A 25,514-nucleotide genomic window follows, 5' to 3' on the forward strand; every position below is an offset into this window, starting at 1 on the left:
CGCGAAAATGAGAAGTGGTCGACGGGCCGGCGACCACGGGGCCGAATCAGTCTTCTTCGCTTTCCCCGTCCGCCTCGGATTCTTCTTCGTCGTTGCTCGCCTCGGGTTCCCCGTCCGTTTCGGACGCTTCTTCCTCGTCGGCCGTCGTTTCCCCGTCTTCGCCCTCGACTTCGATCTCCGCTTCGACCTCGATCGAGAGTCCGTCGGCCTCGAGTTCGCCCTCGAACTCGCGTTCGTCGCCGACCTCGATCTCGAGTTCGTTCGAATCCACTTCGACTTCGACCTCGACGTCGACGGTGACTTCGTCGTCCATACGCCCGCTTCGCCGGGCACCCCTAAAGTGGTATCGCGCGTTTTCGGGAGTCGAACACGCCCGCTGTCGCCCGTCCGGAACCTATTTTTAGGCCGGCCGAAAAAGAGGGATATGACCGATCCCGTCCGGGTGACGCTCGAGGACGACGACGACGCGACCTCGGTCCGAGTTTACGACGACGAGGGCGACGTTTCGACCGACGGCGCGACGTTCCGGTTCAGCGTCGACGGGGACGGAAGCGGCGGCGACAACGCCGGCGCGGAACCGGCGGGGACCGATCCCGACCGCGAGCCACGCTACGTCGCACCGCTGTCGGCCGTCCCGACCGACGGCACGCTTCGCTGTGAGGCCCGCCGGGACCGTTGCGGGACCGAACTGATCCTCCGACGACGCGGTGACGACGTCCTCGCGTGGCGCAACTCCTGTCCCCACAAGCCCGAGGTCCGACTCGATCCCGGCCCTGGCGCGATCGTCAGGGACGACCAACTGGTGTGTCACGAACACGCCGCTCGCTTCGACTGTGACGACGGCGTCTGTACGGCCGGTCCCTGCCGGGGTGACGCCCTCGAGGAAATCGCGGTCGCCGTCCGCGACGGCAACGTCTATCTGACCGACGACCGGTTCGATTCCTGCCGGCGGCTCGACGAGCCACGCGCGTAGTCCAGCCCCCGATATCCCCTCGGAACTGATGTCCGAACCCGAACTGCGGTCGATCCCCGTGATCGTGCTGACGAGTTCGCCCTCGGCGGAGGATCTCGCTCGCTCGTCCGACCCGCACGCCAACGCCTCCGTTCAGAAACCCGTCGAGCCCGAGGCGTTCATCGAACGCGGCCGCTCGTTCGAGGACTTCTGGCTGACGTTCGTCCGGTTTCCCGGCGACGCGCCCTGACGGCCTGCGTGTCTCCCGCCTACGACTCGAGCAGGTCCGGCACGTCGTTGACCGACTCGAGGACCGCCGCCGCACCGTCGTCTTCGTACTTCCGACGGCCCTCGTCGCCGGTCAGCCCGCCAGTGAGGACGCCGATGCCGTGGTACTCGCGGTCCGGGTCGGCGTCGCTCGCGTTGACCGCCGTCCGCACGTCGTCCAGCGTGTCGCCGACGAACGCGACCGAATCGGCGTCGAACCGCCCGGCAAGCGTCGTCAACGCCCGCGGATGCGGCTTGCCCTCCTCCCAGTCGTCCATCGTGAAGCGATGCTCGAGCGGCACCGCGTCGTCGAGGCCAACCCGCTCGAGGGCGATCTCGGCCTCGGCCGCCGGGCGCCCCGTCAGCACGCCAACGTCCCACGACGCGAGCAGCCGATCGCGCGTCTCGGGCTCGAGCAACACCGGCTCGTCGTGAATAAAGCCCGGCGTCTCGCGCTCCAGATCGGGCTCGCCGCCCTCGAGCCCGCGGTAGAGTTCGTCGCCGAGATACAACTGTTGGAAGACGTCCCGCAGCCGCTCGCGGTCCCAGCGGCCGGTCACGCGCTGGGTCGCCCGCGCGCCGATCCCGTCGCGAACGACGCTTTCGGCCGCCTCGAGGCCGCCGCCGTTCGCAGCGATCCCGTCGGTGAAGATCTCGAGCGACTCGTCGTACCCCTCCTCGGTCGCGAGGATGTACAGCGCGGCGGCGTACGTTAGTTCCCAGTCGTTGTTGAACCCGCCCGCGTCCTTGAACCGCTGGATGCCTGCCTTGCGGATCGTCCGGTCGTAGACCGCCTCGACGGACTCGACGATCGCCCGGCGGTAGGAGTCGGCGACGTCGACGAGTACTCCGTCGACGTCAAGCACGACGGCGTCTGCGTTCATACCCGTCCCGACGGGCCCGCGGAAATAAAGGGGACCGATTTCAGAGGCCGACTGCGCCGAAGACGGCGAACGCGACGATCGCGATGCCGACGGCGTAGAGCAGATCGGCCCACAGCCACGACAGGACGTTGACGACGTAGATAGCGACGACGACCGGGACCCCGAGCAGGACGATCGGTGACCGCCGCCACTCCGCCCGCGAACGGGTCCACAGCGTGTTCGCGTCGCCGAAACTCGGGAAGGCCTTCGCGCCGACGGCGAGGCCGATCCAGCCGAGGCCGATCGCCAGCGCGAGCGTCGGCGTCGAGGCGCCGCCGAGGACCTCGACCAGTTCGAGCAACGCCTCTAGCGACGACCGACTGTCGGCCGCCGTCGTCGCGACCGCGGCGAGGGCGAGAAAGGCGACGAACGAGAGGGCGGTGTTGACGAGAAACGGGGCGACGCTGATGACGAACGTCTCCCGATACCGGTCGGGCTGGCCGTGGCGGACGTATCCCGCCGGAGACCCGAGCCGGAAGTATTCGACCTCGACGACTGGCACGCCGACGAGATCGCAGGCCCGCTTGTGAGCGAACTCGTGAACGACGGTCCCGGGCGCGGCTGCGAGTCGAAACGGGAGCGACACCAGGTGACCGGCGCCGGCGATCCACGCGAGTACGACGACCACGACCGCGAGCGCGAAGACGTGGTCGACTCCGATAGCCATCGCTTCCCGGAACGGTCCATCGGGTGATAACTCATTCGAACCGAACTGTCGTCGTCGTCGCGCCGATCGCGATCCGACCGTCTACTCTCCGCGCGCTCGAGCGACGTACAGCGTCCCCGTCTCGATCGTTTTCCGTTCGACCGGCACTGCAGACGGGTCGCCGCCCAGCGTCGTAAACAGGAACTCGGCGTCGGCGGTCCGGGCGACCTCGAGGGCCGGGCGATGCAGTTCGGGCGGCAGGTTCCGCGCGTAGATCGCGTCCGCGTCCGCGTAGACCGCCGGCTCGGGATTGACGATGTCGTCGCGGACGAACGCCACGCCCGCCGGCACGTCGCGCTCGTGGACGTCCGTCGCGGTGACGGCGACCCCGTGGTCGGCCAGCGCTCGCGCTAGATCGGTCCGGCGGCCGATTCCGATCTCGACGACGCGATCGTAGTCCGCGAGGACCTCGAGCAACGCGTGGGGATTCCGGCGAGAGTGGGCCACGGCGGGACGTTTATGCCACCCGCGGCCATAGCCCTTGCTATGCTCGTCGATATCGTGCCGGTCGGCAGCGTCCCCGCCGAGGTCAAGCGGGCGGCCTCCGCCGCGTTGCGATCGGTCTACGACTGCGACGTCTCGATCAACGACTCGCAGTCGGTCCCCAACGGTGCCTACGACTCCGACCGGAACCAGTACTCCGCCGAGACCTTCATCCAACTCGCCGAACGGGTCGGTCGCGGCGAGAAAAACATCGCGATTACCCCCCACGACCTCTTCTATCGGCGGCGAAACTACGTCTTCGGTCTCGCCTATCTCGACGGCAGCGGGAGCGTCGTTTCGACCTACCGGCTCCAGACCTCGAGCGACGGCGGCTTCTCGAATCAGAGCGCGGCCGATATCTTCGAGGACCGCGTCCGCAAGGAGATCGTCCACGAGATCGGCCATACCTACGGCCTCGAACACTGCGACAACAACCGCTGTGTGATGAACTTCTCGCCGACCGTCCGTGAGGTCGACATCAAAGAGGAGAACCTCTGTGGGAGTTGTCAGCGGCTGATTGGTTGACTGTTATATTACACCATTTGCCCATCCATTTGTATAAGCAAGCTCTACGGTTGATCGAACCAGTAAATCATCGTTGCTGCTATACTATTCCGGAAATTGGCCTCTCAAGCTAATAAACACTCTCACAGGCGGTCAGAAACGTTCATTCACATAATGTTTGCTACATTCATAAATTATATCTAATCCATATTGATTTTTCTCAGCGAAGAACTAATAGAACAACTCCCACAAGACCAATTGCAGCGAACAGTACTGACAGCCATACTAAAATGGGGTTTGGATCAAAATTGGCAGAACGCTTCCCGACTAATCGATACCCGGAACTGAGAAACATGCCAACACCTCCGATGAGCATGAGTGTAGTGACTATATTCGAATCATTGTTGGCTATACTCAAGAGAGAAATTACTGCAAGAGCGCCACCACCTATCAATCCAGAACCATGGAATAGGTTTTTCTTATCCATACCCACACTTTAATTCCGGTCTTGAAATAGCTTTGGGCACTATAATATTAATATGATATATTTCAGAAGATTTGAAGAAGGGGCGGCCTCAGAAGCACGTATTATCATTACACCCCTCATTGACGCAAATAGCGCCCTCTGTAGTGCCAGATGCGGCGATGTAGTCCGGAAGTGATAGATATGATTTTGCCGCTGCGCAGAGCGTTGACGATCGTTCACCGAGACAACAACCGAGTCCACAGCCACATGAGGCACAGCCGATACAACCGAAGATTGCCGTCGGATTACCTATTGAAAGGCTACCACAATTGGAACATGAGGCTCCACAACCAGCGATTGTACCGAGAATGACCGGAATGCTGTCGGGACAAGATGTCGCGGCGGTGGTCACACCTCCGTCGGTTGTATCAGTTCCCCTAACGCTCGAACCGCTAATTCGCTTTACTGTTTCTGTGTCCATATCTACTGTCATTACGAATGGCGTTGAATCAGTCTGGGATTCCACTGTTGCTCTCTGCTCCGATTTTCCTCCGATTTGAGACGACAATTCAATAGCGTGGCTTTCGGTTTCGATTACTTCTGTCCCGAGAATGGATCCGGTATTATCCTGTTCGGGAATTACATTGATTCCCTTGGTGACCTTTTCAGCACTACCGGTCACGATTGCGAACCCATTCAATGGTTCAGTGCTCTTCCATACCACGTGACCGAATTCAATGATATTAGTTTCTGAACTGAGGCTTTTCGACTTTGGTATTTGCCAAGAGGGTTATTATTTTCCTTCTGAAGGAGAGGTAGGAAGACAGTCACGGCTTTTCTCTTCCATTTGTGACCTCGTTGGTCACCATTGCATCTTCTGCTGTTACTTTGTATCCTCGCTTGGAAAGACGTTCTCTGAGCGGTGCGTAATTGTTTCTCTCGGCGATGTCAAATATAGCCTTCTCGATATATCTGTTTGCTTTTCGTCCGTTTACTTCAATCACTTGATTTTCTCTTGCCTTGTCCACCGCGCTGACGCTACTCGTGACCGCTCCAGCACCGATTCCGGTTACGGTTGCCACGCTAGTGGTTTTGAGTAATCTCCGCCTGCTCAACTTTTGTTCTCCGCTATCTTCTCCACTCATTCCAATGGCAATTTATATTCTATGAGTAGTAAAACTTACTGAGGAACAGGATGTGTTATGAGAAAATGGCCATATGGAAAATTACTACTATATGGCGTAATTTTCGACATTAATTGTAATATAATGGTGTACACTAAATAATTTAACAATAAGGATTAAAAAACTCGAAGAATCAACTTTCCTCCTTCCTTGATCAAATCTCTCCTCGTCTGATCCTCTAGAAGACGCTATTTGTTCTCGTTCAGGGCGCGTAGTAGTACTCGCCCTCGTCTTTCTGCTGGCGGTCCAGCTGGGACTCGGGTTTGTTGATCCGCGGTCGGGAGGTGCGCTCGTCGCGGCGGAACGTGACCTCGAGGTTCGCGAGGAACTCGTTCATGCCGTCGCGCATGGACTGGGGTTGGCCGGCACGGCCCTGAACGGCGGGCTCGCCGTCGAAGACCATCAGCCGGTCGGCGAGCAGGTCCATCATGTAGATGTCGTGGTCGATGACCAGCACGGTGGCGTCCTGCTGTTCGGCGTAGCGCCGGATCGCCTTCGTGGCCTGGACCCGCTGTTCAACGTCGAGGTGGGCCGAGGGTTCGTCGAGCAGGTAGAGATCGGCCGAATCGGAGAGACAGGCCGCGATGGCGACCCGCTGGCGCTCCCCGCCCGAGAGGTCCGAGAGGTTCTGCTCCATGATCCGCTCTAACTGCAAGGGCTGGGCGATCTCCGTGTTCCAGTACGAGGAGCCGAACTGGTCGGTGATCGACGAGAGGAACGCATCGACCCGCATGTGCTGGTCGATGGTGACGTACTGGGGCTTGTACGAGATGTCCAGATCGAGGTCGGCGTCGCCCACATCGGGCTCGAGGTTCCCTGTTAGCAGCTTCGCGAAGGTCGACTTCCCGATCCCGTTGGGACCGACGACGCCCAGGACTTCGTTCTCCCGGATCGTGCCGCCCTCGACCTCGAGGGTGAACTCACCGTCGCCGTAGCTCTTGGTGAGGTCGGGATACTCGACGAGCGTATCGGCACGGCTCACGCTCCGGGGTGCGTGTTCCTCGAACTCGATCGGGTTCGGTCGGATCCGCATGTTCTCGTTGTCGAGATAGCCCGAGAGGTACTCGTTGATCCCGTTGCGGACGGACTTCGGCGAGGTGATGACCCCGTACGCGCCGGGTTCACCGTAGGCGACATGGAGCGTGTCGGCCAGCAGGTCCAAGATCGCGAGGTCGTGTTCGATGACCAGCATCGACTTGTCCTCCTCCTCGGCGAGTTCCCGGATCAGTCGCGCCGCGGTCACGCGCTGGCCGATGTCGAGATACGGCGTGATCTCGTCGAGGAAGTAGAAGTCAGTGTCCCGGGCCAGCGTGGCCGCGATGGCTACCCGCTGGAGTTCCCCGCCCGAGAGGTCGTCGATCGACTGGTCCATGACCGGCCCGATCTCGAGGCGTTCGACCAGCGAGTCGAGGGCACCGCGCTCGTCGGTCCGCTCGAGCAGCTCGCGGGTGTTACCGTCGAAGCTCTCGGGGATCTGGTCGACGTACTGGGGTTTTCGGGAGATCGTCACGTCGCCGTCCCGGACGTCCGCGATGTAGTCCTGCAGTTCGGTCCCTCGGTAGGCTTCCAGCACTTCGTCCCAGCCCGGTTCCTCCTCGTGACGGCCGAGGTTGGGCTCGAGTTCGCCGGCCAGAATGCGGACGGCGGTGGTCTTCCCGATCCCGTTCGGGCCGAGGATGCCGGTGACCTGTCCCTCCTGTGGAGCGGGCAGGCCGTACAGCGAGAAGGCGTTCTCGCCGTAGCGGTGAACGGGCTCGTCCTGCAGTTCCTGGGGCAGGTTGATGATCTCGATGGCGTCGAACGGACACTTCTCGACGCAGATCCCACAGCTCTCACCCAGGCAGATCTCCTCGGAGATGTGGATCTGCTCGGGCTGGCCCTCGGCGGCCTCCTCACCGCGGAGGGTAATACACTCCTTCCCGGTCCGGTTGGGCGGGCAGTAGTTCTTGCACTCGTAGCCACAGCGATCGGGCTGGCACCGATCGAGGTCTACGACGGCGATGCTGTCGTCGGCCATGTTAGCCCGTGACCTCCGCCGTCAGCAGGATTCCCCACGTCACGAACCACAGCGAGAAGGTCATGAACGCGACGAAGAGGTAGTGTTTCGCCCCGAACTCGTCGTCGCCGTAGATCCCCGCAGCGTTGATGACGACGTACTGGAGCAAAATTGCGCCGAGGACGAACGCGAGCGCCTGCGTGTTCTGGGCGGCCTCGGTGGTGGTCCCGACCCAGGTAGTAGACGCAAGCGCCGCGCCGACGCCCAGCAACGCCGACATCGCGGTGACGCTGACCGAGCGAATGTGTTCGCGTCGGTCGCTGATCGATTCGGTCGACATAGAAGGATGTCCGCGGGCGGGGCTGAAAAGGCGTTCGGGTTGGGCTTCTCGAGGAGTCGCGATCGATCTACCAGGGCCGGTCACTGCAGGTCCAGCAAATGATTACGTGGGGTCGAGGCAGGCTGTCCCGAAGACGAAGCTACGAAGAACTCAGAATACTGCTCAGCGATTGTCAACTATTGTACCGTCTGCCTCGATTTCGCCGCCGACTTTCGCCCCGGATTCAATCGTTACGTCTCCACCAGCACGGAGAACGACACCATCACCTAGGTCTTCATTACCATCAACCGCCGCCCCATCTCGGATAGTTACGTCACCGTCGGCGTCGATATACTCGTCCACTTTCGCCTGATCGTTGATCGTGACCGAATCTCCGGCAGTTATCCTTCCTTTTGCCACGCTCTCCGGTTCCATCGTCACGCTCCCCGTTTCAGAGATAATATCTCCCTTTATCTGCCGCTCAGAGCCGACCGTTATCTCATCACCAGCAGTTATCGATTGCGAAACCTCGGATTTTGCACCGAGATCGATCTCGCCATCGGCGTTAATTGATCCGTCAATCTTACTGCCATCATTCGCAGTCACATCACCTCCTGCATCGATATCTCCTGCACCATCTTCAACGACCACGTCACCATTAGTCACAACGTCCTCACCACTAGCTGGGTATGCCGGAGCCGTGACAGTAACCTGCTCGATAAACTTCCCGTTGGAACCGTACAGTGAGAGGGAGACGTCTTTACCCTCAATGGAAACTGGAGTTCCGATAGTATCCTGAAACCCATATACTCCGACCGTTACCTTCTCGCCCGAATTCATTTGAACCTTCTTTCGCAACTCTGATATATCGCCGAGTGCCACGTTACTTGCTTCCGTTCCGTCGATTTCGACGTTCTCGATCTCGGCCGCATCTGCTGCCGTCGTTTCGATGCTGATATACTTTATTTGTGCCTTCTTCTGACCGATATTTTTGAGATCGAACTCGAGTTCGTCGAAATCATCGCCGAGAGTAGTGGGATTGGAAGTCTCGAAGTCTCCCTTCGTTCCACCAGCACAACTGTATTGGAACGTCATGCTGTGACTGACATCGCGAACTTCTAGCGTCGATCCGTAGGCATCAGCATCGACTACTACCGTCGCTTCCCCCCCGTTGTTGCCGTCACAAGTCAACTCTACACCTGTGGTCTCTCCTGGGGGAAGAGAAGAGTCGAATCCACTGCTGATCGCCAGCGATCCACCGCTGTCCTCAACGATGGTCGCTTGAGCCTCGAGTGGATCGTATGCCTCGTTTGCGTTGTTCGTGATTTCGACGACGACGGCGTCAGTATCTTTATCGGGTACCTCACCGGTTACCTCAATCCCAACGAGTGCATCGCTGTCTGCCGTGGAGATGTCGGTGGTTCTATCGGCTGCTATCGTAGTGAATCCGAAAACAGGACCGTACATCGTCATCACTCCTGTGACGACCAGCAGGAGACCGAGTTTTGCTATTCTGCTCATGGCTTATGGTGGCCGCTCTAACTCACCGAGTCGCATTCGTCTGTTCTGCATCACATGTGCGATGGATGACACGGCAAACAGCGCAAAGACCAACGTCGCCCATCCCAGTTTCGGAATCGGCTCCGTCGGAACGACCTCGAGCCACAACCCAGCCATCACGACCGCACCGACCGCCGACAGCCCCAGATAGTAGACCCCCCACGGAACCGAATCACCGGGGACGATATCCAGATAGACGTCCAACTCGGCGGCCTCGTCAGTGAGTTCGATCGTTCGATCGTCGAACTCGATGACGTCGGCCCGCTCGAGCGTGGGGAGGTGGGTCTGCTGTAAGGAGGTGTAGACCCGCTTTCGCTCGGCGGAGGTGATCTCCTCGACTTCTTTCTCGAGTTCCCAGGCGGCGACGTGTTCGGCGAGGTCACCCAGCGTGACGGGGCCGTCCTCTCGTTTGCAGTAGTGAATCGCGTACCGGCGTCGCTGGTTGCTCAACAGGTCGAAAATTTCGCCCTCCCGCGACTGGTCGTCCTGACCTGTCGCTGGTTTGCTCTCGCTGGTTGTCGCCATCCCCCTCTATATGTGAATCTTGGTGTTGTTGATACATAACGCTTGTTGCTGACCAAGTTCCATTTGGACACTTTTCACAATGCTCAGCGTCCGATTCTGGTACGTGGCTGACTCGACTCCGGAACGACTACTCCAGTCCTCCGAAACGAGAATCAGGTCTCCACAGCAGAGTCACTCACATTGGACGGGAATCTCCCGCTCGAGTTCAACAGTAATTGTTCCATCGCTGGTCTCGAGGTCCATCGTGAGATCCGTGCTACTACTTTCCTGGTAACGCCCATCCCAGAGATTAAATCCCGCGTCGCACCGAAGTGTAACCTTGACAATATATTTTCCATTGTTCATCTGGATATCATACTCTTCGAGTGATGGATAGCCGGCGGCCTCCGCCGAAATATCGAGTCCTGTATCCGTCACCTCGAGTTTCGAGGAGGGGGTGTTATCTATTATTCTGATAAGTTCGACATCGGTATATTCATACACGCACTCCACGCTCCAATCATTCCAGATACATTTCCGACTCCCGTCTTCTTTAACTAAACTAATCGGTTCTTTTTCAATCCCAACGAGCGCGTCTTCATCGGATGCGGTTTCAACGCCCACTCCTCGATCAGCACTTGTCAGATCGAACGCACCGCTCGGTGCGGCGAGTACGATGCCACCAATGAGTATCAATCCGAGGCTAAGGGCTGTAAGTGATCGCATGGTGTGTCGTGTTTGGATTCGGGTTTGGTTTCATCGACAGTGGACTTCGACAATCGAGTTCAGACCACAGAGAGTCACAGCGATAGGCCCGTCTCGATCGAAGATGAGGAGCGGTCACAACGTTGCCGTCAGCCGATAACGATGTGGTCAGCGTCGACATCGACGCCGGTGTCACCCGTCATGCCGCCCGTCACGTCGTTGTCGGACGTCCCGGTTCCGATGTCGGGCCCTGCGCCTTCGTCGGCGTCTCCCTCGAGGCTCGGATCGACTTCGACGGGCCCGTCGCCTGTCTTGCTCCCGTCACCGGTATCGACATCGGTCGAGTCGCCGCCACCGGGCATGATCGTAATACTGGGCGTTCCGGGATCGACACCCGCGCGTTCGACCTGGACGTATACGATCAGATCGTTGAAGTCCGGATCATTGGGTTCGTCTTCAGGGGCCGAGATCGCTTGGTCCCAGAGTGCATCAATATCATTGTCGTCACAGCCATACCCACAGTTGGCAGTATTTTCGAAGAGAAACACGAACTCGCCAGGTCCGAGATCAAGCTCGTCTTCGTCTTTCATCAGCCCTCGCTCTTCGAGAGTCTCGGTCGCAGTCATCTGTTGGTCTGCAGCCGTAGGAAGCACCGGAATCGTATTGTTTTCCGCGCTTCGAACACGAACGTTCTGTAGATTTTGACCTTGTGATGCGTTAATCGTCTTGAATGCCGGATGTGATGGAATATTATCACACCACACTAATGTTCGGTCTTCAGGATCAGAGTAGTGTGGCAGTTCGTCGGGATCAGTGCTTTGGCCACACGTATTGTATCTATATATGCGATTTCCTAAGGTGAGTTCCGTTTCGTTCTCAATCGTGAAATTATAGGTGTAACTACTATTAGTCTTGTCCTGCCACGTCGGCCCGGTATTGATGTTATCGTCGCCGCTCGGATTTTCGAAGGTGTGTTTTGTCTCACCATTTGCAACCACGTCTAAGCTCATTGGGTAAAGTTGATGAATAAAGAACGGTTCCTCGAGGATGACCTCGTTTGTCGAGACCTGTGATCCCATGACATCGACGCTCACGTTCGCGTCGTCGACCTCGCCCAGACCGACCCGGCCGGGATCGATTCCAGCATCAACGGTGAAGTTCCTCGTTTTAACTCCGTCCTCAGTTTGAATCGTTGCCTGGTACTCTCCATCGAGCAGCTTGGTCCCATTGAACCTCATCTCGATGGTGTCCGACTCGCCGAATGACCGGTTGACTGTACCTTCGACATCTGTTCTAGTTTAGTGACGGAGTGAAGCAGGATCTCAGCGGAGACTATACCGAATTGAGGCGGATTAGCTCAGGAGACTGGGTTCGCTGGAGCAGGCAGTCGCTGATTTGTTGTGTGATACCTTCGAGGCGGCGCACTCACAGCCGTGAGTGCGTCGCCGTTCCAGCGCTGCCGCTATCGACACAGGTGCTTCCCCGGTCGTCAGGCGAGTTCGTTACCAGAACTCGCCTGACTCAACCTGCTCACGTAACCGCGGTCGATGCGGATTTGGATCACGTGAAGCCCACAGCAACAACTCATCTAAATCCGGAAGTTCGTACCCTAAATCGAGCATCACGTACAACTGAATCAGGTGTGAATGGCGTTCGACAGCGTGAGAACATCGTCGACGAGGAAGTTGCGGCGACGACGCTGTGGCGTCGTCGGCGCTTTCCCGTTGTTTCACGTCCAGTTTCCGGAGTTCATCGACGATAACACGGCTCATCAGCAGTGAGATTGCGGCCATGATGACCAGAGCTTCGATGATGTACGGATCGGTCGTGTTGATTTCGTCAAGTCCGAAGCGTGATTTCAGTTCTTTGAACAATAATTCTATTTCCCAGCGCGCCCGATAGAGCTGTGCGATATCGGGCGCACTATAGTCGTCTTTCGAGAGATTTGTCAAATAGAGATGGTACTCTTCAGTATCCTCGTTCCAAACACCGACCAGTCGGAACGTTCGGGTCGTGCTGGTGCACGACCCTCGCTTTCGCTCGAACGAGAGGGTGATGCGAACATCGATTTCCTGTCGCTGCAGGTCGTCAAGGACGTCCTGCAGCGACTCTCCTTCGAGCGGGATACTGTTCCCCCGCCACGTCCGGAGCTCTTCGACGATCTCGAAGTTTGCGTCGTCTTTCACACGGGAGACGAACCAGCCGTTATTCTGGTCGATGCGGTCGAACAACCAGAAGTCGTAGAAACCGAGATCGAGCAAGACAAGTGCGCCAGCTACCCACTCGCCGGTGGGTAGCTGGCTCCGTTCTTGGGTTTTAGCGTCAGTTGTTCGGTACCGTGTTGGAAGGCCAGTTGAGAGTGATTCTGTTAGGTGAAGTTTCAGACCGGCCTGATCGTCACCGGTCGCAGCGTACACATCCGCGGCGTCTTGATAGAGAGAAACAATGCTCCCATCGGCAATGAGGACGTCTCGAAAGCGTTCGAGACGTCCGCTAAGGTCGGCATTTCTGGTATCGAGATTCTCGATGGCATCATCGAGAATCTCTCGAAGGAGTGCAACGAACGGTGGAGAGAACCACCCGTGGAAGGTTGCATAGGAGAGTTCATCGCAGTCGGACATTTCGACGAATCGTTCGAGAAAAGCCTGTACAGATCGGTCTGACCCAGCAGCGAAGCCAAGTGAAAGCGTGTAGAACAGCGCAACAGCGTCGAATTTCCGTTCACGCTCGACGAGATTCGTTGCGCGAGCGCGCTCGCGCAACTCATCGGAGGGAAACGCTCTTTGAATCCGATCAACAATCACTGAATCCGGTGGGGAGTAAGTCACACTATCCACCGGATTTCTCTGACTGGTAGTTACAACGATATCTAATCAGACGACGGTACACTCTGCTAAACTAGAACGGATGGTACCTTCGAAGATCCGTCCGTACGGATTTTCGTCCTCGAGGTCGGCCGGCATCTCATCGAGATATTCGATATCGAGCGTTACGGTCTGTGAACCGGACTCGACGCCGGTGTTTTCCAGATCGGCCGTGACGGTGATGTTCTCCACACCGGAGACGTTCGCGTTCGATAGTTCGAAGTTCGTTCCCGGCTTGCCGACGTAGAACGATCCAGGTTCGCTCAAGCCCTCGTCACCGGCCGTGACGTTGTACTCGTAGACCGTCCCGGCCTCGAGATCGTGTTCGTCGGGATCGACGGTAAACGAGACCGTCTCTCGCTCGCCGCTCTCGAGCGTCGTTGGTTCGGGTATGGTGATTTCAGCGTCCGGAACCGTCAACGTGACATCTCGCGACTGTTCGGTGGCATACGTATTCTCGACGACGGCTTCGACGGTGAACGACTCGTCATCGGTGACGATCTGATCGTCGCCGACGCCGTTGTCCTCGACGACCGTGAACGCATTTTCTACCTCTCCGGTGGCCCCTCCGACAATGGTCTCCGTTGCAGTGTCGTCACCGGTCCCAACTTCGAACTCGTTTGGCTCGTATGGCAGTGCAGTTTTGTTGACCGTCCAGGTGACCGTCCCGGTCGCTCCGTAGTCGAGGGTCAACTCCTCGCTCGCAGTGACATCGAACTCATCGAAATCGATGGTCACGGTACGGTCGCCCTCCTCGACACCGATGTTCGTGATCTCGGCGCTAATAGTCGCGTTGTCGCCGTCAGCTGACGTCGTTTCGATGTTGTCGACGGTAAAGTACGACCCTGATTCTCCGAGGTAGAACTCCCCGGGGTCCTCGAGCGTATCGTCGATGTCACCGTTCTCATCGAGTGTTTGGAGCGTATACTCGTACGTCTGGCCGGGCGAGAGGTGGTCCTCGTAGTTGTCCGAGTCGATTTTGACTGACCGATCTTTTTCCTGGTTACCGGGAACAGCCCCACTGCCGCCGCTAGCACCGTTGTTCGAGACGACTGACCCACCATCGATTGCGACGCGCATCGTCGGTGGGGTGACTCTGTCGCTTCCGGTGTTGTTCAGCGTCGCCTGGAAGCGTAGATTGTCCCCGAATTCGACCGGTTCCGTGTTTCCGTTCGTGTCTTCAATTCCGTTGTCGGACTCGATCAGCAGCGATGCACTTTCGACTGGCGTCCTGACGTTCTCGATTTGGACGACGACGGCTTCGGTGGCCGGCTTGTGGGTTACGGACACCTCGCTGTATTCGTCTGCCCCAACTGCGTCCTCGAGATACGTCGCCCATCCCTCGTGGTACGTACTGTTTTCGATGCTGAACTCGATCGAGGCCGCGTCGCTACAGGCCCTGGCGCGACTGTTGATCGTCTCGGTCAGTTCCGTCGATCGGCTGTGGTCCGCTCTCGCAACCGTGCCGCTCGATCCGAAGTCGTCCTCCTCGAGTTCCATGATCTGGAGCTGCAACGAATCATTGTCGTATCCGATATTGGGCTCCGAGACAGTGCTGACGCCGCGATCGGTTTTCTCCCAGATGCCGCCACCCTGGTGGGCGATCGTCCGATCATCGAGTTCGAACTCGAGTGCGCGGAGTTCTCCCTCGACGGGGGCACAAGTACGACTCCCGCTCGACGCATTATACCACCTGACGGAGATATTCCCGTCATCGGTGATCGTCGGTTCGTTCCCCTGCATCTCATCGATCGGCAGTGGCTGGTCCGATCCCGTCGTCGCGACGGTCGTTAGCCTGTGATCGATTTCCATTGCGAACTGCTGGGTCTGTTCACTGTTCGCTTCCGATTTGATTGCATCGAGCATCGCCGAACCGGCGACGAAGACGAGCATCGCACCCATTATCACGAGTGCGAACAGCAAGACGATTCCAACGAGCGGACTCGCGCCGCGGTCCTTTGAGTCCTCCCGTTGGGAACCGTCCCGGTTTCTTTCTCCCACCATTACTGAATCTCTTACTCAGTTACTACTTTCTCACTATAAAAATACGCATCGTCGTTGAAATATCGTAACCTGGGAGAGAGTTACAAGTACATCTTGAGCGATGTCGAACGGCACCAACCGACTGTTGAAGTCCGATGTGAATCGGCTTGGGCGCTTCTCTCAGTAATCTCGAGCAAAGTAGACACTGCTTGGCGTAAATATACGGTCCCAATATCGATGACGAGCCACGTCACATTTAGGGCTGATTGCGATCGTTCAGGCGATACTTGTGGGCCTCGAGTGTCTGCGAACTGCGTTCAGGGGCGTCTTGAACGATCGTATGGCCGGTCTTGTGCCCGCTCTGGATACTCAATACAAAGTGGATACGGTTCGTGGGCATGAGTAGGAACTGCGTTCCGGCACCCCTCGCGGGGCGGTGCTGGGGCGCGGAACGGAGACCATACCATGAGAATGAATCGACGCAACGTGTTAGTCGGATTGGGTACGATTGTCGCTGGCGGTGGCGCTGCACTGGGAACGGGCGCTTTCAGTAGCGTTGAAGCCGAGCGAACAGTAAGTGTTGAGACTGCGGATGACTCGTCTGCGTTTCTCGCGCTCAGCTCTGCACGTAGCGATGCTGCTTTTGTTAATGAAAGTGATGGTACTGTCCAAATTAATCTTGATGGGACCAGTTCTGCGGATGGTGACGGTGTCAACCAGAACGCGAAAACCACGCTGGACGAACTCGTCCAAGTAACGAATCAAGGGACACAGACGGTTAACACGCTTACATTCGAATTTAGTGTTGATGATACGGATATAAGTCAATCTGCTTCGGATGTCAAAAGTACACTTGGAATTGTCAGCGGTGACGCAACGATTAACGGGGAGGGCGATGATCTTCTGAGCCAAGGCAGTACGTCTAACAGCCTTGAATCATCTACCTCTATCATGTTCGGCCTTGAGATTGATCTACTTAATTCTAATATCAATAATATTGACGATGGTGCAGGTATTACTCTCACGATCAAAGCAGAAACAGCGGCGAACTGAGGAACATACTAATGAAAAGACGTAGTGTTTTGGTCAGCCTCGGGACGATCGTTGCAGGTGGGGGTGCCGCGCTCGGAACGGGCGCGTTCAGTAGCGTGGAAGCCGAGCGGACAGTTACCGTCGAAACTGCCGGCGATGCGAACGCATTTCTCGCACTCACTCCCGCGAGTGGTGCGAGCGATTACGTCGACGACACAGGAGACACCATCGTAATCGATATCAGCGGTAACTCGGAAGGTGCAACTGGTGTCAACCAGAATTCCCTCACGTCGTTTGACGCACTCGTCACGGTCACGAATCAGGGAACGAACGACGTCGATAGTGTCACGCTCACGATCCAGGGGGACAACGGCGAGGGCGAACTCCTGACGCCGAACCCGACGAGTTTCGGTGATGGTGATTTCCCCGATAACGGTGATGCGTCCGTGTTAGCGCCCGGTGAGACGGTCTCATTCGGCCTCGAAATCGAACTTCGCGCGGATCAAATCAACGACACCGTGGCTGCATACGATAACGGCGATATCGACAGCGCCAATTTCGAGCCGACGATTCTGATCGAAGCGACGACGGCGTGACGAACTCGGGAATCGAACGCGACCCTTGTATTCATCGAGCCGTTCGTCGCAGTTCTCTCGACGGTGACGAGAGATACGTTTCGCCGCCTTGGGGCGGGTATTTCTCACACGACCTCACGCGATATTCGGGTTCAATGACGGCCTGAAGGTGGTATCGCCGACTATTCGACCGTTCTGCTCGATCAATACAAAGTGGGTACAGTAATGAGAGGTAGGTAGAAGGTCGGTCGGTACTCCATGCCTTCGGGTACCGGCAGAGACTACATGGTGATCATACAATGTCAATGAACAGACGAAATGTGTTGCTCGGACTCGGAACGATCGTCGCCGGCGGTGGCGCTGCGCTCGGTTCGGGCGCGTTCAGTCAGGCAGAAGCACAGCGGTCGGTTAGCGTTTCCCTTGAGGGCGACTCGAGCGGGTTACTCCGGCCCACTGTTAACGACGGTGACTACGAAGGAGTCGACAGCAATACCACGACAGAAAGCGACAATGGGAGCGTCAGCATCACGCAGATCAATTTCGTCGGTATCAACGACGAATCCGTGTTCGCTTTCGATGACGTTCTAACGATTGGCCTCCAAGATGAAAGTGGCAACGAAGTCAGTGGGACCTTCGATATCAGTATCTCCACTGATTCTGGTAGTGTCGCAGTCTACAGGGATAGCTTCCCCACTGATGGATCTCGTGGCGACGTGACGGATGCCGAACTCGGAACAATCTCCGCTAGTGACTCCGGCTCAGCTACAGACGGTTCAAGCGTTTCCGCTGGTATTGCTATCAACACGAATTCAACTAACAGTGATGATCGATTCGATGGTACACTGAATGAGGATAGTACCGCCGATATAACCATCACTGCTCAGCAGCAGGACTCCTGATCAAACCCCGAATGTAGGCCTCCGAAACCCGACACCGTACCGGTATTCGACCATCGGATGATTCGGACGGGTTGTTCGCTCTACGTATACACTCATAACGGACCGCAATGCTATCGTCACGAATGCTACTCGTCATGGCCGCCGTCTGCTTTCTGTTTACGCTCGCGATTCCGACGGCGGCACTGACGGTCGGGGAAGACGAGACGTCGGACGAGGTCGTCCTCGAGCCGACGAGCAGTTACGCGGAACTCGACGAGTCGAACGAACTGTTCCTCGACTTCGACGGGTTCAACGGGAACACGGCGTTCGTGACTCGAGACGTGTTCACGATCGCGGTCGGTGAGGATGCCGACGATATCGAGTCAGTCTGGATCGAACACGATGTCGAGGGCGTGGCCTTCTACGCGGACGGGAGCGAGATCACTCCGGAATCGCGACTCGAACTGTCCTCGGGCGACTCTCAGACCGTGGATGTTACCGTCGATACCCACGTCGCCAAATCGACGACCGAGACGTTCACGGTCGTGGTCGAGTACGAGGGTGACGAAGTCGATGATGACCGTGGCAGCGACTCCTTCATTTACGGCTCGAGCCTATCCGTCTCGTCGACGACCGTCGAGGCGGGCGAGACGGTGACGGTCAACGCGACCTACCGCAACGACGGCGACGGGTGGGGGACCGAGACGGCCCGGCTGACGGTCGATGGGACCGTCGTCGACCGGCGAACGGTCGCCCTCTCGTCGGGCGAGGAACGGACCGTCAGCTTCGAGCGCCGGATGGAGTGGCCCGGCACCTACGAGGTCGGGATCGAGGGAGTCGGGTACCAGTCCGTGACCGTCGCGGGCCCGCAGGTCGAGGTCTCGAGCGCTACTATCGACGACGCCACGATCACCGCCGGCGAGACCGCGGATGTCCGGGCGACGGTCCGAAACCCGTCCGACAGGCGGATCGAGCGTACGCTCGAGCTATCGGTCGACGGGATCGTCGTCGATACCCGCACCGTTTCGATCCCGGCCAACGGCGAGCGGACGGTCACGTTTCAGCGAGCGTTCGACGAGCCGGGAACCTACGCGATCGCGGTCAGCGGCGTCGACGCGGGGACGGTGACGGTCGAGGAGCGGGCCGGGTTCGACATCCGGAACCGCGAACTGTCGCCGATGACGACGGCGGCGCTCGCGCCGCCGGCGACGGCCGGATTGCTGTTCCTGGCGATCGCTGCGAACCGGCGCTGGTCGTTCGTCCGGTAGGTCGCGACCTCGAGCCGCCGCGAGCGCGACTCGACGACTCTCGCGAGTTTTATACTTCACCGGACATATACTTGGATCGAGGCGTCTGCTACCGATGACCGTCACTCACCGATGACAAACTCGACGCTCGTCACGCGGGGGCTCGGTGCCCTCCTCGCGCTGGTCGTCATCCTCCTGATAGTCGGCCAGCTGCTGGGCCAGCCGATTCTGCTCGGCTACGTCGCGACCGGCAGTATGGAGCCGGAAATCGACGCTGGCGACGGCTTCGTCGCCGTGCCAAGCGTCGCCGCCGGCTCGGTCGAGGAGGGGGACGTGGTCGTGTTTCAGGCACGGGATCTCAACGGCGGCGGGCTGACGACCCACCGCGTCGTCGACGAGACCGAAGAGGGGTACGTCACGAAAGGGGACGCCAACCCCTTTACCGATCAGGACGGCGGCGAACCCCACGTCACGGAGGGACAGATCGTCGCCGAAGCCTGGCAAGTCAACGGGAAGGTCGTGACGATCCCGCATTTGGGTACCGCGATCATGGGGTTCCAGAGCGCTGCCCAGGGTGGCGTCGAGACGGTCACGTCGGTGTTCGGCGTGACGACCGGCTCCTCGAACGGGCTCGGTGCCTTGCTGGTCGGCGTCGGGGTCGCGATGCTCGGGTTCGGAACCCTCCTCGAGCGGCTCGGGCCGGGCCGCCGTGAGACGAGCAGGTCCCGCTCGCGGGAGAACGTGATCGCGTTCTGGACGGCGCTGGGCCTCGTCTTGCTCGTGTTCGTGACCTTCGCGACCGCGGCGATGGTCGTCCCGTCGGGCACTACCGAGTACGGTCTCATTAGTTCCGAGTCGCCCACCGACGATCCACAGATCGTCGCGCCCGGCGAAACGTCGGAACTGACCCGGACGGTTGACAACGCCGGCTACCTGCCGATCGTAGTCGCTCACGAGGCCGAAAGCGGCGGAATCGGCGTCGAGCCGCGGTCGCAGACGATCGGGATCCGTGACAGCGGGGAGGCGACGGTAACGCTGTCGGCACCCGAGCAGACGGGCGAGTACACGCGTCATCTCGGCGAGTACCGGTATCTTGCCGTGTTGCCACCATCGGTACTGCTCTGGCTCCACGGCCTCCATCCGCTCGCCGCCATCGCGGCGGTCAACGTCGTCATCGTCGGGATCGCGGTCGCGATCGTACTGCTGCTGTTCGGCAGCGACGATATCCGCGTTCGGTCTGCGGGGAGTCACGTCCCGCTGTCGACCCGTCTCAAGCGTCGCGCTCGCCGCTGGTTCCGTGATTGGAAATAACGTTTCGTTGTTGCAAATACCACGGAAAGGCCACTATCCTTATAGTGGTCTGTTTCTTTCACTTAGTCATGTATTGTCCCGAAGGCCGACCAGTTCGGCCCCGATCGGCTCGTACGGAGCCGAGTGGTCGACTGGCCGGCCGGGACACCGGGGGACACAGGGATGACCGATAACCCGCGTCTCGAGTTGCTGTTGGCCAAGCACGGTCGGACCATCGTGATCGCACTGATCGCGGTCGGCGTGCTGTCGATCGCCGCGACGGGGTGGGCCGTCGCCAATCCGGAAACGACGACCGCCCCACAGTACACCGAGGAACGCGTGACGACCGACGGGAGTACCAGCGCCGTCGTCACCGAGAGCGGGACGCTGTGGACGGAGGGGCAGCGACTCTCGGACAGCTCGGTCTACTTGCTGAACGCGACGCCGGAGCTGACGATCGAGGCCGAAACCCGACTACGAAACGAGACCGGCGGGGCCCCCGTCGAGTCGGGGGACGTGACACACGAACTGGGACTGCGCTTCCAGGCGACCCGTGACGGCTCGCCGTTCTGGAACGAGACGACGACGGTGTTGCGCGAGTCGCCGTCGGTCGAGAACGGCGTCGCTACGTCGAACGCGACGATCGACGTCGAATCCTACCGCCGACAACAGCGCCAACTCGAGCGCGAACTCGGCGGGATCGGATCGGTCGAACTGGCCGTAGTGCTTCGCACCGAGTACGATACCGGAACCCATCAGGGGACGCTCACGACTACCGCCCCGATGACGATCACCGACGAAGCCTACTGGCTCGAGGGCGAACTGTCGGAGTCGACGCCACATCGCTACCGCAGCGGGACCGAGCGGACGACCACGTCCCGCAGTCCGGCGATGATCGGCGGCCTGTCGCTGCTGGGGACCCTGTCGCTCGCCGGCGCGGCACTGGTCGTGCGCCGCTCGCCGGGCGACATCGAGGCCGCCCGCCGGGCGCTTCACGAACGGCGCTACGCCGAGTGGATCTCGCGGGGATCGATCCCGATGTGGATCGGCGACTACCACGTCTCGCTCGATACGCTCGAGGACGTCGTCGACGTCGCGATCGACACGAACGAGCGCGTCGTTCACGACACCCAGCGCGGACTGTTCGCGGTGGTCAACGACGGCGTGGTCTACTACTACAGCGACCGCGGGCTCTGGGAGGAGACCGCGTGGCCGGAGATGGACCTGGAGGCGAGTCCGGCCGTCATCGACGGCGACGGCGACCTTCCCACGCAGGATCTGTCGGAACTCGACACGAGCAACGAGTTCGCCGCGCCCGACGACCCAGACGGGTTCGAGGACGACGAAGAGGTCTGGGAACAGCTCTGAGGATCCCGCGGTTTCGTCGTGACGGTGTCGCTGTTCTTATCGGGCCGTCACATCGAGCCGGCTACCGTTTGCATACGACCGAACGTTTCGGTCCGACACCGATTCTGTATCTGAACCGAATCCCTCCCGATTGATCATAAACGAAATCCATATATGACCGTTCTGCAAAATTTGATCCGTATGGAAACGCCACTCATTGTCACGGACTTTCTCGAGCAGGCCCGTTCCCATTACGGGGACGAGGAGGCGATCGTCGGGGCGGACGGCGAACGGTTTACCTACGCCGAGTTCGGCGACCGAGTCGATCGCTTCGCGGCGGCGCTGCAGGCACGGGGGATCGAGAAGGGCGATCGCGTGGCCGTGCTGGATCCGAATACCCACTACCACCTCGAGGCGGCCCACGGCGCGATGGGGATCGGAGCCGTGCATACGCCGCTGAACTACCGGCTCGAGCCCGACGACTACGAGTACATCCTCTCGGACGCGGGCGTCGACGCCATTTATGCCGACTACGAGTACGCCGAGAAGATCGAGGCGATCCGCGACGACGTGCCGACCGAGACGTTCATTACGAACGACGCCGATGCCGTCGAGGGCGACTGGGAGAGCTTCGATGCCGTCCTCGAGGATACGGATCCGGAGTATGACCGCCCCGAGATGGCCGAAGACGAGGTCATCACGATCAACTACACCTCGGGGACGACGGGGGATCCGAAGGGGGTCTGTCGCACCCATCGGACGGAGACGATCCACGCCTACCTGATGTCGATCTATCACGAGATCACCGACGACGATACCTACCTGTGGACGCTGCCGATGTTCCACGTCAACGGGTGGGGCCACATCTACGCGGTGACCGGAATGGGCGCGACCCACGTCTGTACGCGCGGGGTCAACGCCGACGACGTCGTGTCGTCGATCCGTGATGAGGACGTCTCTCTGCTCTGTGCGGCTCCGGCGGTACTCAATCAGTTGATCGATTACTACGAGACCGAGGGCGAACCCGAGATGACGGGGGCGAATCCGGTCCGGGTCACGACCGCGGGGTCGGCGCCGCCGGAAGCGACGATCCGTGCCGTCGAGGACCGCTTCGGCTGGTATCTCAAGCACCTCTACGGGGCGACCGAGACGGGACCGCTGATCACTATCTCCGACGCGAAGCGGCTGATCGACGATGGGAACCGCTTCGAGATCAAGAAACGGCAGGGCATGGGCGTCCTCGGGACCGACGTCCGCGTCGTCGACGAGGACGGCAACGACGTCCCCCGCGACGATCAGACGCTGGGCGAAGTCGTCGTCCGGGGCAACCAGATCATGGACCGCTACTGGAACAAGCCCGAGGCGACAGAGGAAGCCTTCAACGATCGCGTCGAGGGCTACTACCACACCGGCGACCTCGCGACGATCGACGAGAACGGCATGATCGCGCTCCGCGATCGGAAGAAAGACATCATCATCTCGGGCGGGGAGAACATCTCGAGCATCGAACTCGAGGACACGCTGTTCGATCACGAGGCGGTCGCGGATGCGGCCGTCATTCCGGCGCCCAGCGACGAGTGGGGTGAGACGCCGAAGGCCTTCGTCGTGCCGTCGAACGGCGACCCGACCGATCCGCCCGTGTCGGCTGAAGAACTGACTGACTTCACCCGCGAGCAACTCGCGGGCTACAAGGTCGTTCGCCGGGTCGAGTACGTCAAGGAACTTCCCAAGACTGCGACCGGCAAGACCCAAAAGTACGAACTCCGCCAGCAGGAGTGGGCCGACGAAGACCGAATGATCGGCGAGGGGTAACGTCTCGTCCCGTTGATTCCCGTCTTTTTTGACGCGTTTCGATCGATCGGTGACGACACGCATATCAGCCGCTGTAGCGACTCACGGGGCACTTTACTCGACGATATATATAGAATCCTATCGTAGTTCGATCCGGGGTAAGGCTCAACTTTTATACTGCTGGGGCCTTTCGAATCGTAATATGGCAGAGACCGACGGGGAGGAAATCGAAGACTTGCCACCGAGCGCGAAACTCGTCTTCAAGGTTCTCGAGTACGACGGGCCGCTGACGCAGAAACAGATCGTCGAGGAATCGATGCTCTCGGCCCGGACGGTACGGTACGCGCTCGAGCGCCTCGAGGAGATCGGGATCGTCGACGAGGACATCTACTTCGCTGACGCCCGTCAGAGCCTCTATCGGCTCGAGGAACCGGTCGCCGCCGACGGTAACGGCGTCGAGGAGTCCCCGAAAAAGGACGCCTGCTGCGCGGAGTAATCGGTCAAACGGCAGTCTTATTTTCCAGCCGTGACCGTCCCCGATATGGACAAAGAGCGGCTCCCACGCTGGGGCTGGCTGTTGATCGGCCTGTTTCTCGCGGCGCTGGTCGCCAACCTACTCAATCTCGTCGTGTTAGTGCCGACCGTCTTCCCCGAGGCGTACCGATCGATCACGGTCATCACGACCATGTCGCCGGTGTTGATCTACGTCGGCGTCTGGTACGACGAGGATCGGCAAGGCTACTGGCGACACTCGCGGGCGCGGATCGTCGGCGATGTCCTCTACGTCGTCGCGGGGGCCGCGATCGGGTCGGCGATCGTCCTCGTGGCGCTGGTCGATCGGGGGCTGCCGCCGTTCCTGCTCGACGTCCTCGCGATGGGTGCCGGGTTCCTGCTCTCGTGGGGGCTGTTCTGGTGGCGGAATCCGGAACTGTACAGCAGCGACGACGAGCGCTGAGCCGCAGCGGACTGTGTCCTCGCCGAGCGCGATCAGCCGGCCGAGCGGTCGTCACCGCGACCGGCGAGTCCCGGTGTCGGCGGCGTCGCCCGCTTGTGATCGGTGGCGACGTACAGCGACGCGATGTCGGCCGCGGTCTCACGGTCGATCCGTAATCCCTTCATTGCCTCCTCGAGCGGACGACCCTCGTCGACCAGCCGGACGAGCAGGGGATCGATGACGTCGTAGCCTGCTCCGAGTTCGCCGGCGTCGGTCTGGGTGGCCCAAAAGCCCGCCGTCGGCTCCTTGCTGACGATCCGGCGGGGAAGGCCGAGGTGTTTCGCGAGCGCGCGAACCTCCGTCTTGTAGCAGTCGCCGAGCGGATAGCTGTCGGCGGCGCCGTCGCCGTACTTGGTGAAATAGCCCAGCAGCCGCTCCGAGCGGTTCGCGGTCCCGATTACGAGCCGCGACTGGCAGTTCGCGGCGTAGTAGGCGGTGACCATCCGCAGCCGCGCGACGGCGTTGCCAATATCGTGGGGCCGATCGTCGTCCGCCTCGTTGGCGGTCCCGAGCCCGCCCGCGACCGTTTCCTCGAAGGCCTCGAGCAGCGGCCGTAACTGGATCTCCTCGAACTCGATGCCCATCCCCTCCGCGAGGGTACGGGCATCGCTGACGTGTGTCGCCTCGGTCTTGTGACAGGGCAGTCCCAGCCCGAGAACGTTCTCGGCCCCGACGGCTTCGACCGCTAGTGCCGTCGTTACCGTCGAATCGATCCCGCCGCTCATCGCCACGACGACGCCGCTTGCATCCGCGTCGTCGACTCTCGTCTCGATGTCCGCGACGATCAGCTCGTGCATCGCCTCGAGGGACCGGTGATCCGTCAGAAACGGCCCGTTCGATCGCTCGATTCCCGAATAGACGAACGTTGTCCTATCTGCACTCATCCGTTGGAATCACTCCGTTGTTCACACTGAATGCAGACGATTGTCCTCTATATGAATCTG

27 protein-coding genes are annotated in these 25,514 nt (G+C 59.5%); 12 read left to right on the top strand and 15 right to left on the bottom strand.

What is annotated here, in order from left to right; all coding sequences use genetic code 11:
- Window positions 1-46: 46 nt before the first annotated feature.
- Complete coding sequence (locus NATPE_RS01525) at window positions 47-313, bottom strand: hypothetical protein (protein ID WP_006180372.1); 267 nt, start codon at window positions 311-313, stop codon at window positions 47-49.
- A 111-nt stretch (window positions 314-424) separates the two neighbouring features.
- Here NATPE_RS01525 and NATPE_RS01530 point away from each other — a divergent pair, with 111 nt between their 5' ends.
- Together NATPE_RS01530 and NATPE_RS01535 are read left to right on the top strand one after the other, a co-directional pair.
- Entirely contained in the window at window positions 425-973 is a 549-nt protein-coding gene (locus NATPE_RS01530; RefSeq protein ID WP_006180371.1) for a Rieske (2Fe-2S) protein, read from the top strand.
- Window positions 974-1,001: 28 nt separating this feature from the next.
- Window positions 1,002-1,202 carry a response regulator gene (locus tag NATPE_RS01535; protein WP_006180370.1) on the top strand — a complete coding sequence of 67 codons (201 nt, stop codon included), beginning with the start codon at window positions 1,002-1,004 and terminating at the stop codon, window positions 1,200-1,202.
- A 19-nt stretch (window positions 1,203-1,221) separates the two neighbouring features.
- On the opposite strand, the gene NATPE_RS01540 is transcribed toward NATPE_RS01535, so the two are convergent.
- From NATPE_RS01540 to NATPE_RS01550, 3 genes are all read right to left on the bottom strand, one after another.
- Window positions 1,222-2,103, bottom strand: a complete 882-nt coding sequence (locus NATPE_RS01540; RefSeq protein ID WP_006180368.1) for a TIGR01548 family HAD-type hydrolase — start codon at window positions 2,101-2,103, stop codon at window positions 1,222-1,224.
- Window positions 2,104-2,143: 40 nt separating this feature from the next.
- On the bottom strand, window positions 2,144-2,809 hold the full coding sequence (locus NATPE_RS01545; protein WP_006180367.1) for a metalloprotease family protein: 666 nt from the start codon (window positions 2,807-2,809) through the stop codon (window positions 2,144-2,146).
- Window positions 2,810-2,890: 81 nt separating this feature from the next.
- Window positions 2,891-3,295: a UPF0146 family protein gene (locus tag NATPE_RS01550; protein WP_015298677.1), complete on the bottom strand. Its 405-nt coding sequence runs from the start codon at window positions 3,293-3,295 to the stop codon at window positions 2,891-2,893.
- A 39-nt stretch (window positions 3,296-3,334) separates the two neighbouring features.
- Between NATPE_RS01550 and NATPE_RS01555 the strand changes: the two genes are divergently transcribed.
- Window positions 3,335-3,856, top strand: coding sequence for an archaemetzincin family Zn-dependent metalloprotease (locus tag NATPE_RS01555; RefSeq protein WP_006180365.1), 522 nt, complete (start codon window positions 3,335-3,337; stop codon window positions 3,854-3,856).
- 199 nt (window positions 3,857-4,055) lie between these two features.
- Here the strand turns inward: NATPE_RS01555 and NATPE_RS22050 are convergent, their stop codons facing one another.
- The 10 genes from NATPE_RS22050 to NATPE_RS01595 form a co-directional block, all read right to left on the bottom strand.
- A complete protein-coding gene (locus NATPE_RS22050; protein WP_152422563.1) occupies window positions 4,056-4,322 on the bottom strand; it encodes a hypothetical protein in 267 nt (88 codons plus the stop codon).
- Between the two features lie 806 nt (window positions 4,323-5,128).
- Window positions 5,129-5,446 carry a twin-arginine translocation signal domain-containing protein gene (locus NATPE_RS22055; protein ID WP_152422562.1) on the bottom strand — a complete coding sequence of 106 codons (318 nt, stop codon included), beginning with the start codon at window positions 5,444-5,446 and terminating at the stop codon, window positions 5,129-5,131.
- A 241-nt stretch (window positions 5,447-5,687) separates the two neighbouring features.
- Window positions 5,688-7,502 carry a ribosome biogenesis/translation initiation ATPase RLI gene (locus NATPE_RS01560; RefSeq protein WP_006180364.1) on the bottom strand — a complete coding sequence of 605 codons (1,815 nt, stop codon included), beginning with the start codon at window positions 7,500-7,502 and terminating at the stop codon, window positions 5,688-5,690.
- Window position 7,503: 1 nt separating this feature from the next.
- Window positions 7,504-7,821 carry an EMC6-like membrane protein gene (locus NATPE_RS01565; RefSeq protein ID WP_006180363.1) on the bottom strand — a complete coding sequence of 106 codons (318 nt, stop codon included), beginning with the start codon at window positions 7,819-7,821 and terminating at the stop codon, window positions 7,504-7,506.
- Between the two features lie 162 nt (window positions 7,822-7,983).
- Window positions 7,984-9,321, bottom strand: a complete 1,338-nt coding sequence (locus NATPE_RS01570; RefSeq protein WP_006180362.1) for a hypothetical protein — start codon at window positions 9,319-9,321, stop codon at window positions 7,984-7,986.
- A 3-nt stretch (window positions 9,322-9,324) separates the two neighbouring features.
- Entirely contained in the window at window positions 9,325-9,885 is a 561-nt protein-coding gene (locus NATPE_RS01575; protein WP_006180361.1) for a DUF7344 domain-containing protein, read from the bottom strand.
- 171 nt (window positions 9,886-10,056) lie between these two features.
- Window positions 10,057-10,590 (bottom strand): hypothetical protein, encoded by a 534-nt coding sequence (locus NATPE_RS01580; RefSeq protein WP_015298679.1) that lies wholly within the window; start codon window positions 10,588-10,590, stop codon window positions 10,057-10,059.
- A gap of 128 nt (window positions 10,591-10,718) precedes the next feature.
- The gene (locus NATPE_RS22060) at window positions 10,719-11,807 is read right to left on the bottom strand and encodes a hypothetical protein (protein WP_015298680.1); all 1,089 of its coding nucleotides are present in this window, start codon (window positions 11,805-11,807) and stop codon (window positions 10,719-10,721) included.
- 264 nt (window positions 11,808-12,071) lie between these two features.
- Window positions 12,072-13,406 carry an IS4-like element ISH32 family transposase gene (locus NATPE_RS01590; protein WP_012289608.1) on the bottom strand — a complete coding sequence of 445 codons (1,335 nt, stop codon included), beginning with the start codon at window positions 13,404-13,406 and terminating at the stop codon, window positions 12,072-12,074.
- Window positions 13,407-13,442: 36 nt separating this feature from the next.
- Entirely contained in the window at window positions 13,443-15,437 is a 1,995-nt protein-coding gene (locus NATPE_RS01595; RefSeq protein ID WP_015298681.1) for a DUF7289 family protein, read from the bottom strand.
- Between the two features lie 444 nt (window positions 15,438-15,881).
- Here NATPE_RS01595 and NATPE_RS22065 point away from each other — a divergent pair, with 444 nt between their 5' ends.
- From NATPE_RS22065 to NATPE_RS01635, 9 genes are all read left to right on the top strand, one after another.
- A complete protein-coding gene (locus NATPE_RS22065; RefSeq protein ID WP_015298682.1) occupies window positions 15,882-16,469 on the top strand; it encodes a hypothetical protein in 588 nt (195 codons plus the stop codon).
- 11 nt (window positions 16,470-16,480) lie between these two features.
- A complete protein-coding gene (locus NATPE_RS01600; RefSeq protein ID WP_015298683.1) occupies window positions 16,481-17,044 on the top strand; it encodes a DUF1102 domain-containing protein in 564 nt (187 codons plus the stop codon).
- 278 nt (window positions 17,045-17,322) lie between these two features.
- Window positions 17,323-17,922, top strand: a complete 600-nt coding sequence (locus NATPE_RS01605) for a hypothetical protein (protein WP_152422559.1) — start codon at window positions 17,323-17,325, stop codon at window positions 17,920-17,922.
- Window positions 17,923-18,044: 122 nt separating this feature from the next.
- On the top strand, window positions 18,045-19,169 hold the full coding sequence (locus NATPE_RS01610) for a CARDB domain-containing protein (RefSeq protein ID WP_006180353.1): 1,125 nt from the start codon (window positions 18,045-18,047) through the stop codon (window positions 19,167-19,169).
- A 111-nt stretch (window positions 19,170-19,280) separates the two neighbouring features.
- A complete protein-coding gene (locus NATPE_RS01615) occupies window positions 19,281-20,459 on the top strand; it encodes a signal peptidase I (protein ID WP_006180352.1) in 1,179 nt (392 codons plus the stop codon).
- Window positions 20,460-20,621: 162 nt separating this feature from the next.
- Window positions 20,622-21,806 carry a DUF5305 domain-containing protein gene (locus tag NATPE_RS01620; RefSeq protein ID WP_006180351.1) on the top strand — a complete coding sequence of 395 codons (1,185 nt, stop codon included), beginning with the start codon at window positions 20,622-20,624 and terminating at the stop codon, window positions 21,804-21,806.
- Window positions 21,807-21,986: 180 nt separating this feature from the next.
- Window positions 21,987-23,597 carry a long-chain-fatty-acid--CoA ligase gene (locus tag NATPE_RS01625; protein WP_006180349.1) on the top strand — a complete coding sequence of 537 codons (1,611 nt, stop codon included), beginning with the start codon at window positions 21,987-21,989 and terminating at the stop codon, window positions 23,595-23,597.
- A gap of 181 nt (window positions 23,598-23,778) precedes the next feature.
- Entirely contained in the window at window positions 23,779-24,072 is a 294-nt protein-coding gene (locus tag NATPE_RS01630) for a MarR family transcriptional regulator (RefSeq protein WP_006180348.1), read from the top strand.
- Window positions 24,073-24,117: 45 nt separating this feature from the next.
- Window positions 24,118-24,531: a hypothetical protein gene (locus NATPE_RS01635; protein ID WP_006180346.1), complete on the top strand. Its 414-nt coding sequence runs from the start codon at window positions 24,118-24,120 to the stop codon at window positions 24,529-24,531.
- Between the two features lie 32 nt (window positions 24,532-24,563).
- On the opposite strand, the gene NATPE_RS01640 is transcribed toward NATPE_RS01635, so the two are convergent.
- Entirely contained in the window at window positions 24,564-25,454 is an 891-nt protein-coding gene (locus NATPE_RS01640) for an NAD+ synthase (protein ID WP_006180345.1), read from the bottom strand.
- Window positions 25,455-25,514 lie beyond the last annotated feature (60 nt).

This window comes from Natrinema pellirubrum DSM 15624 (genome assembly GCF_000230735.2).
GTDB lineage: Archaea > Halobacteriota > Halobacteria > Halobacteriales > Natrialbaceae > Natrinema > Natrinema pellirubrum.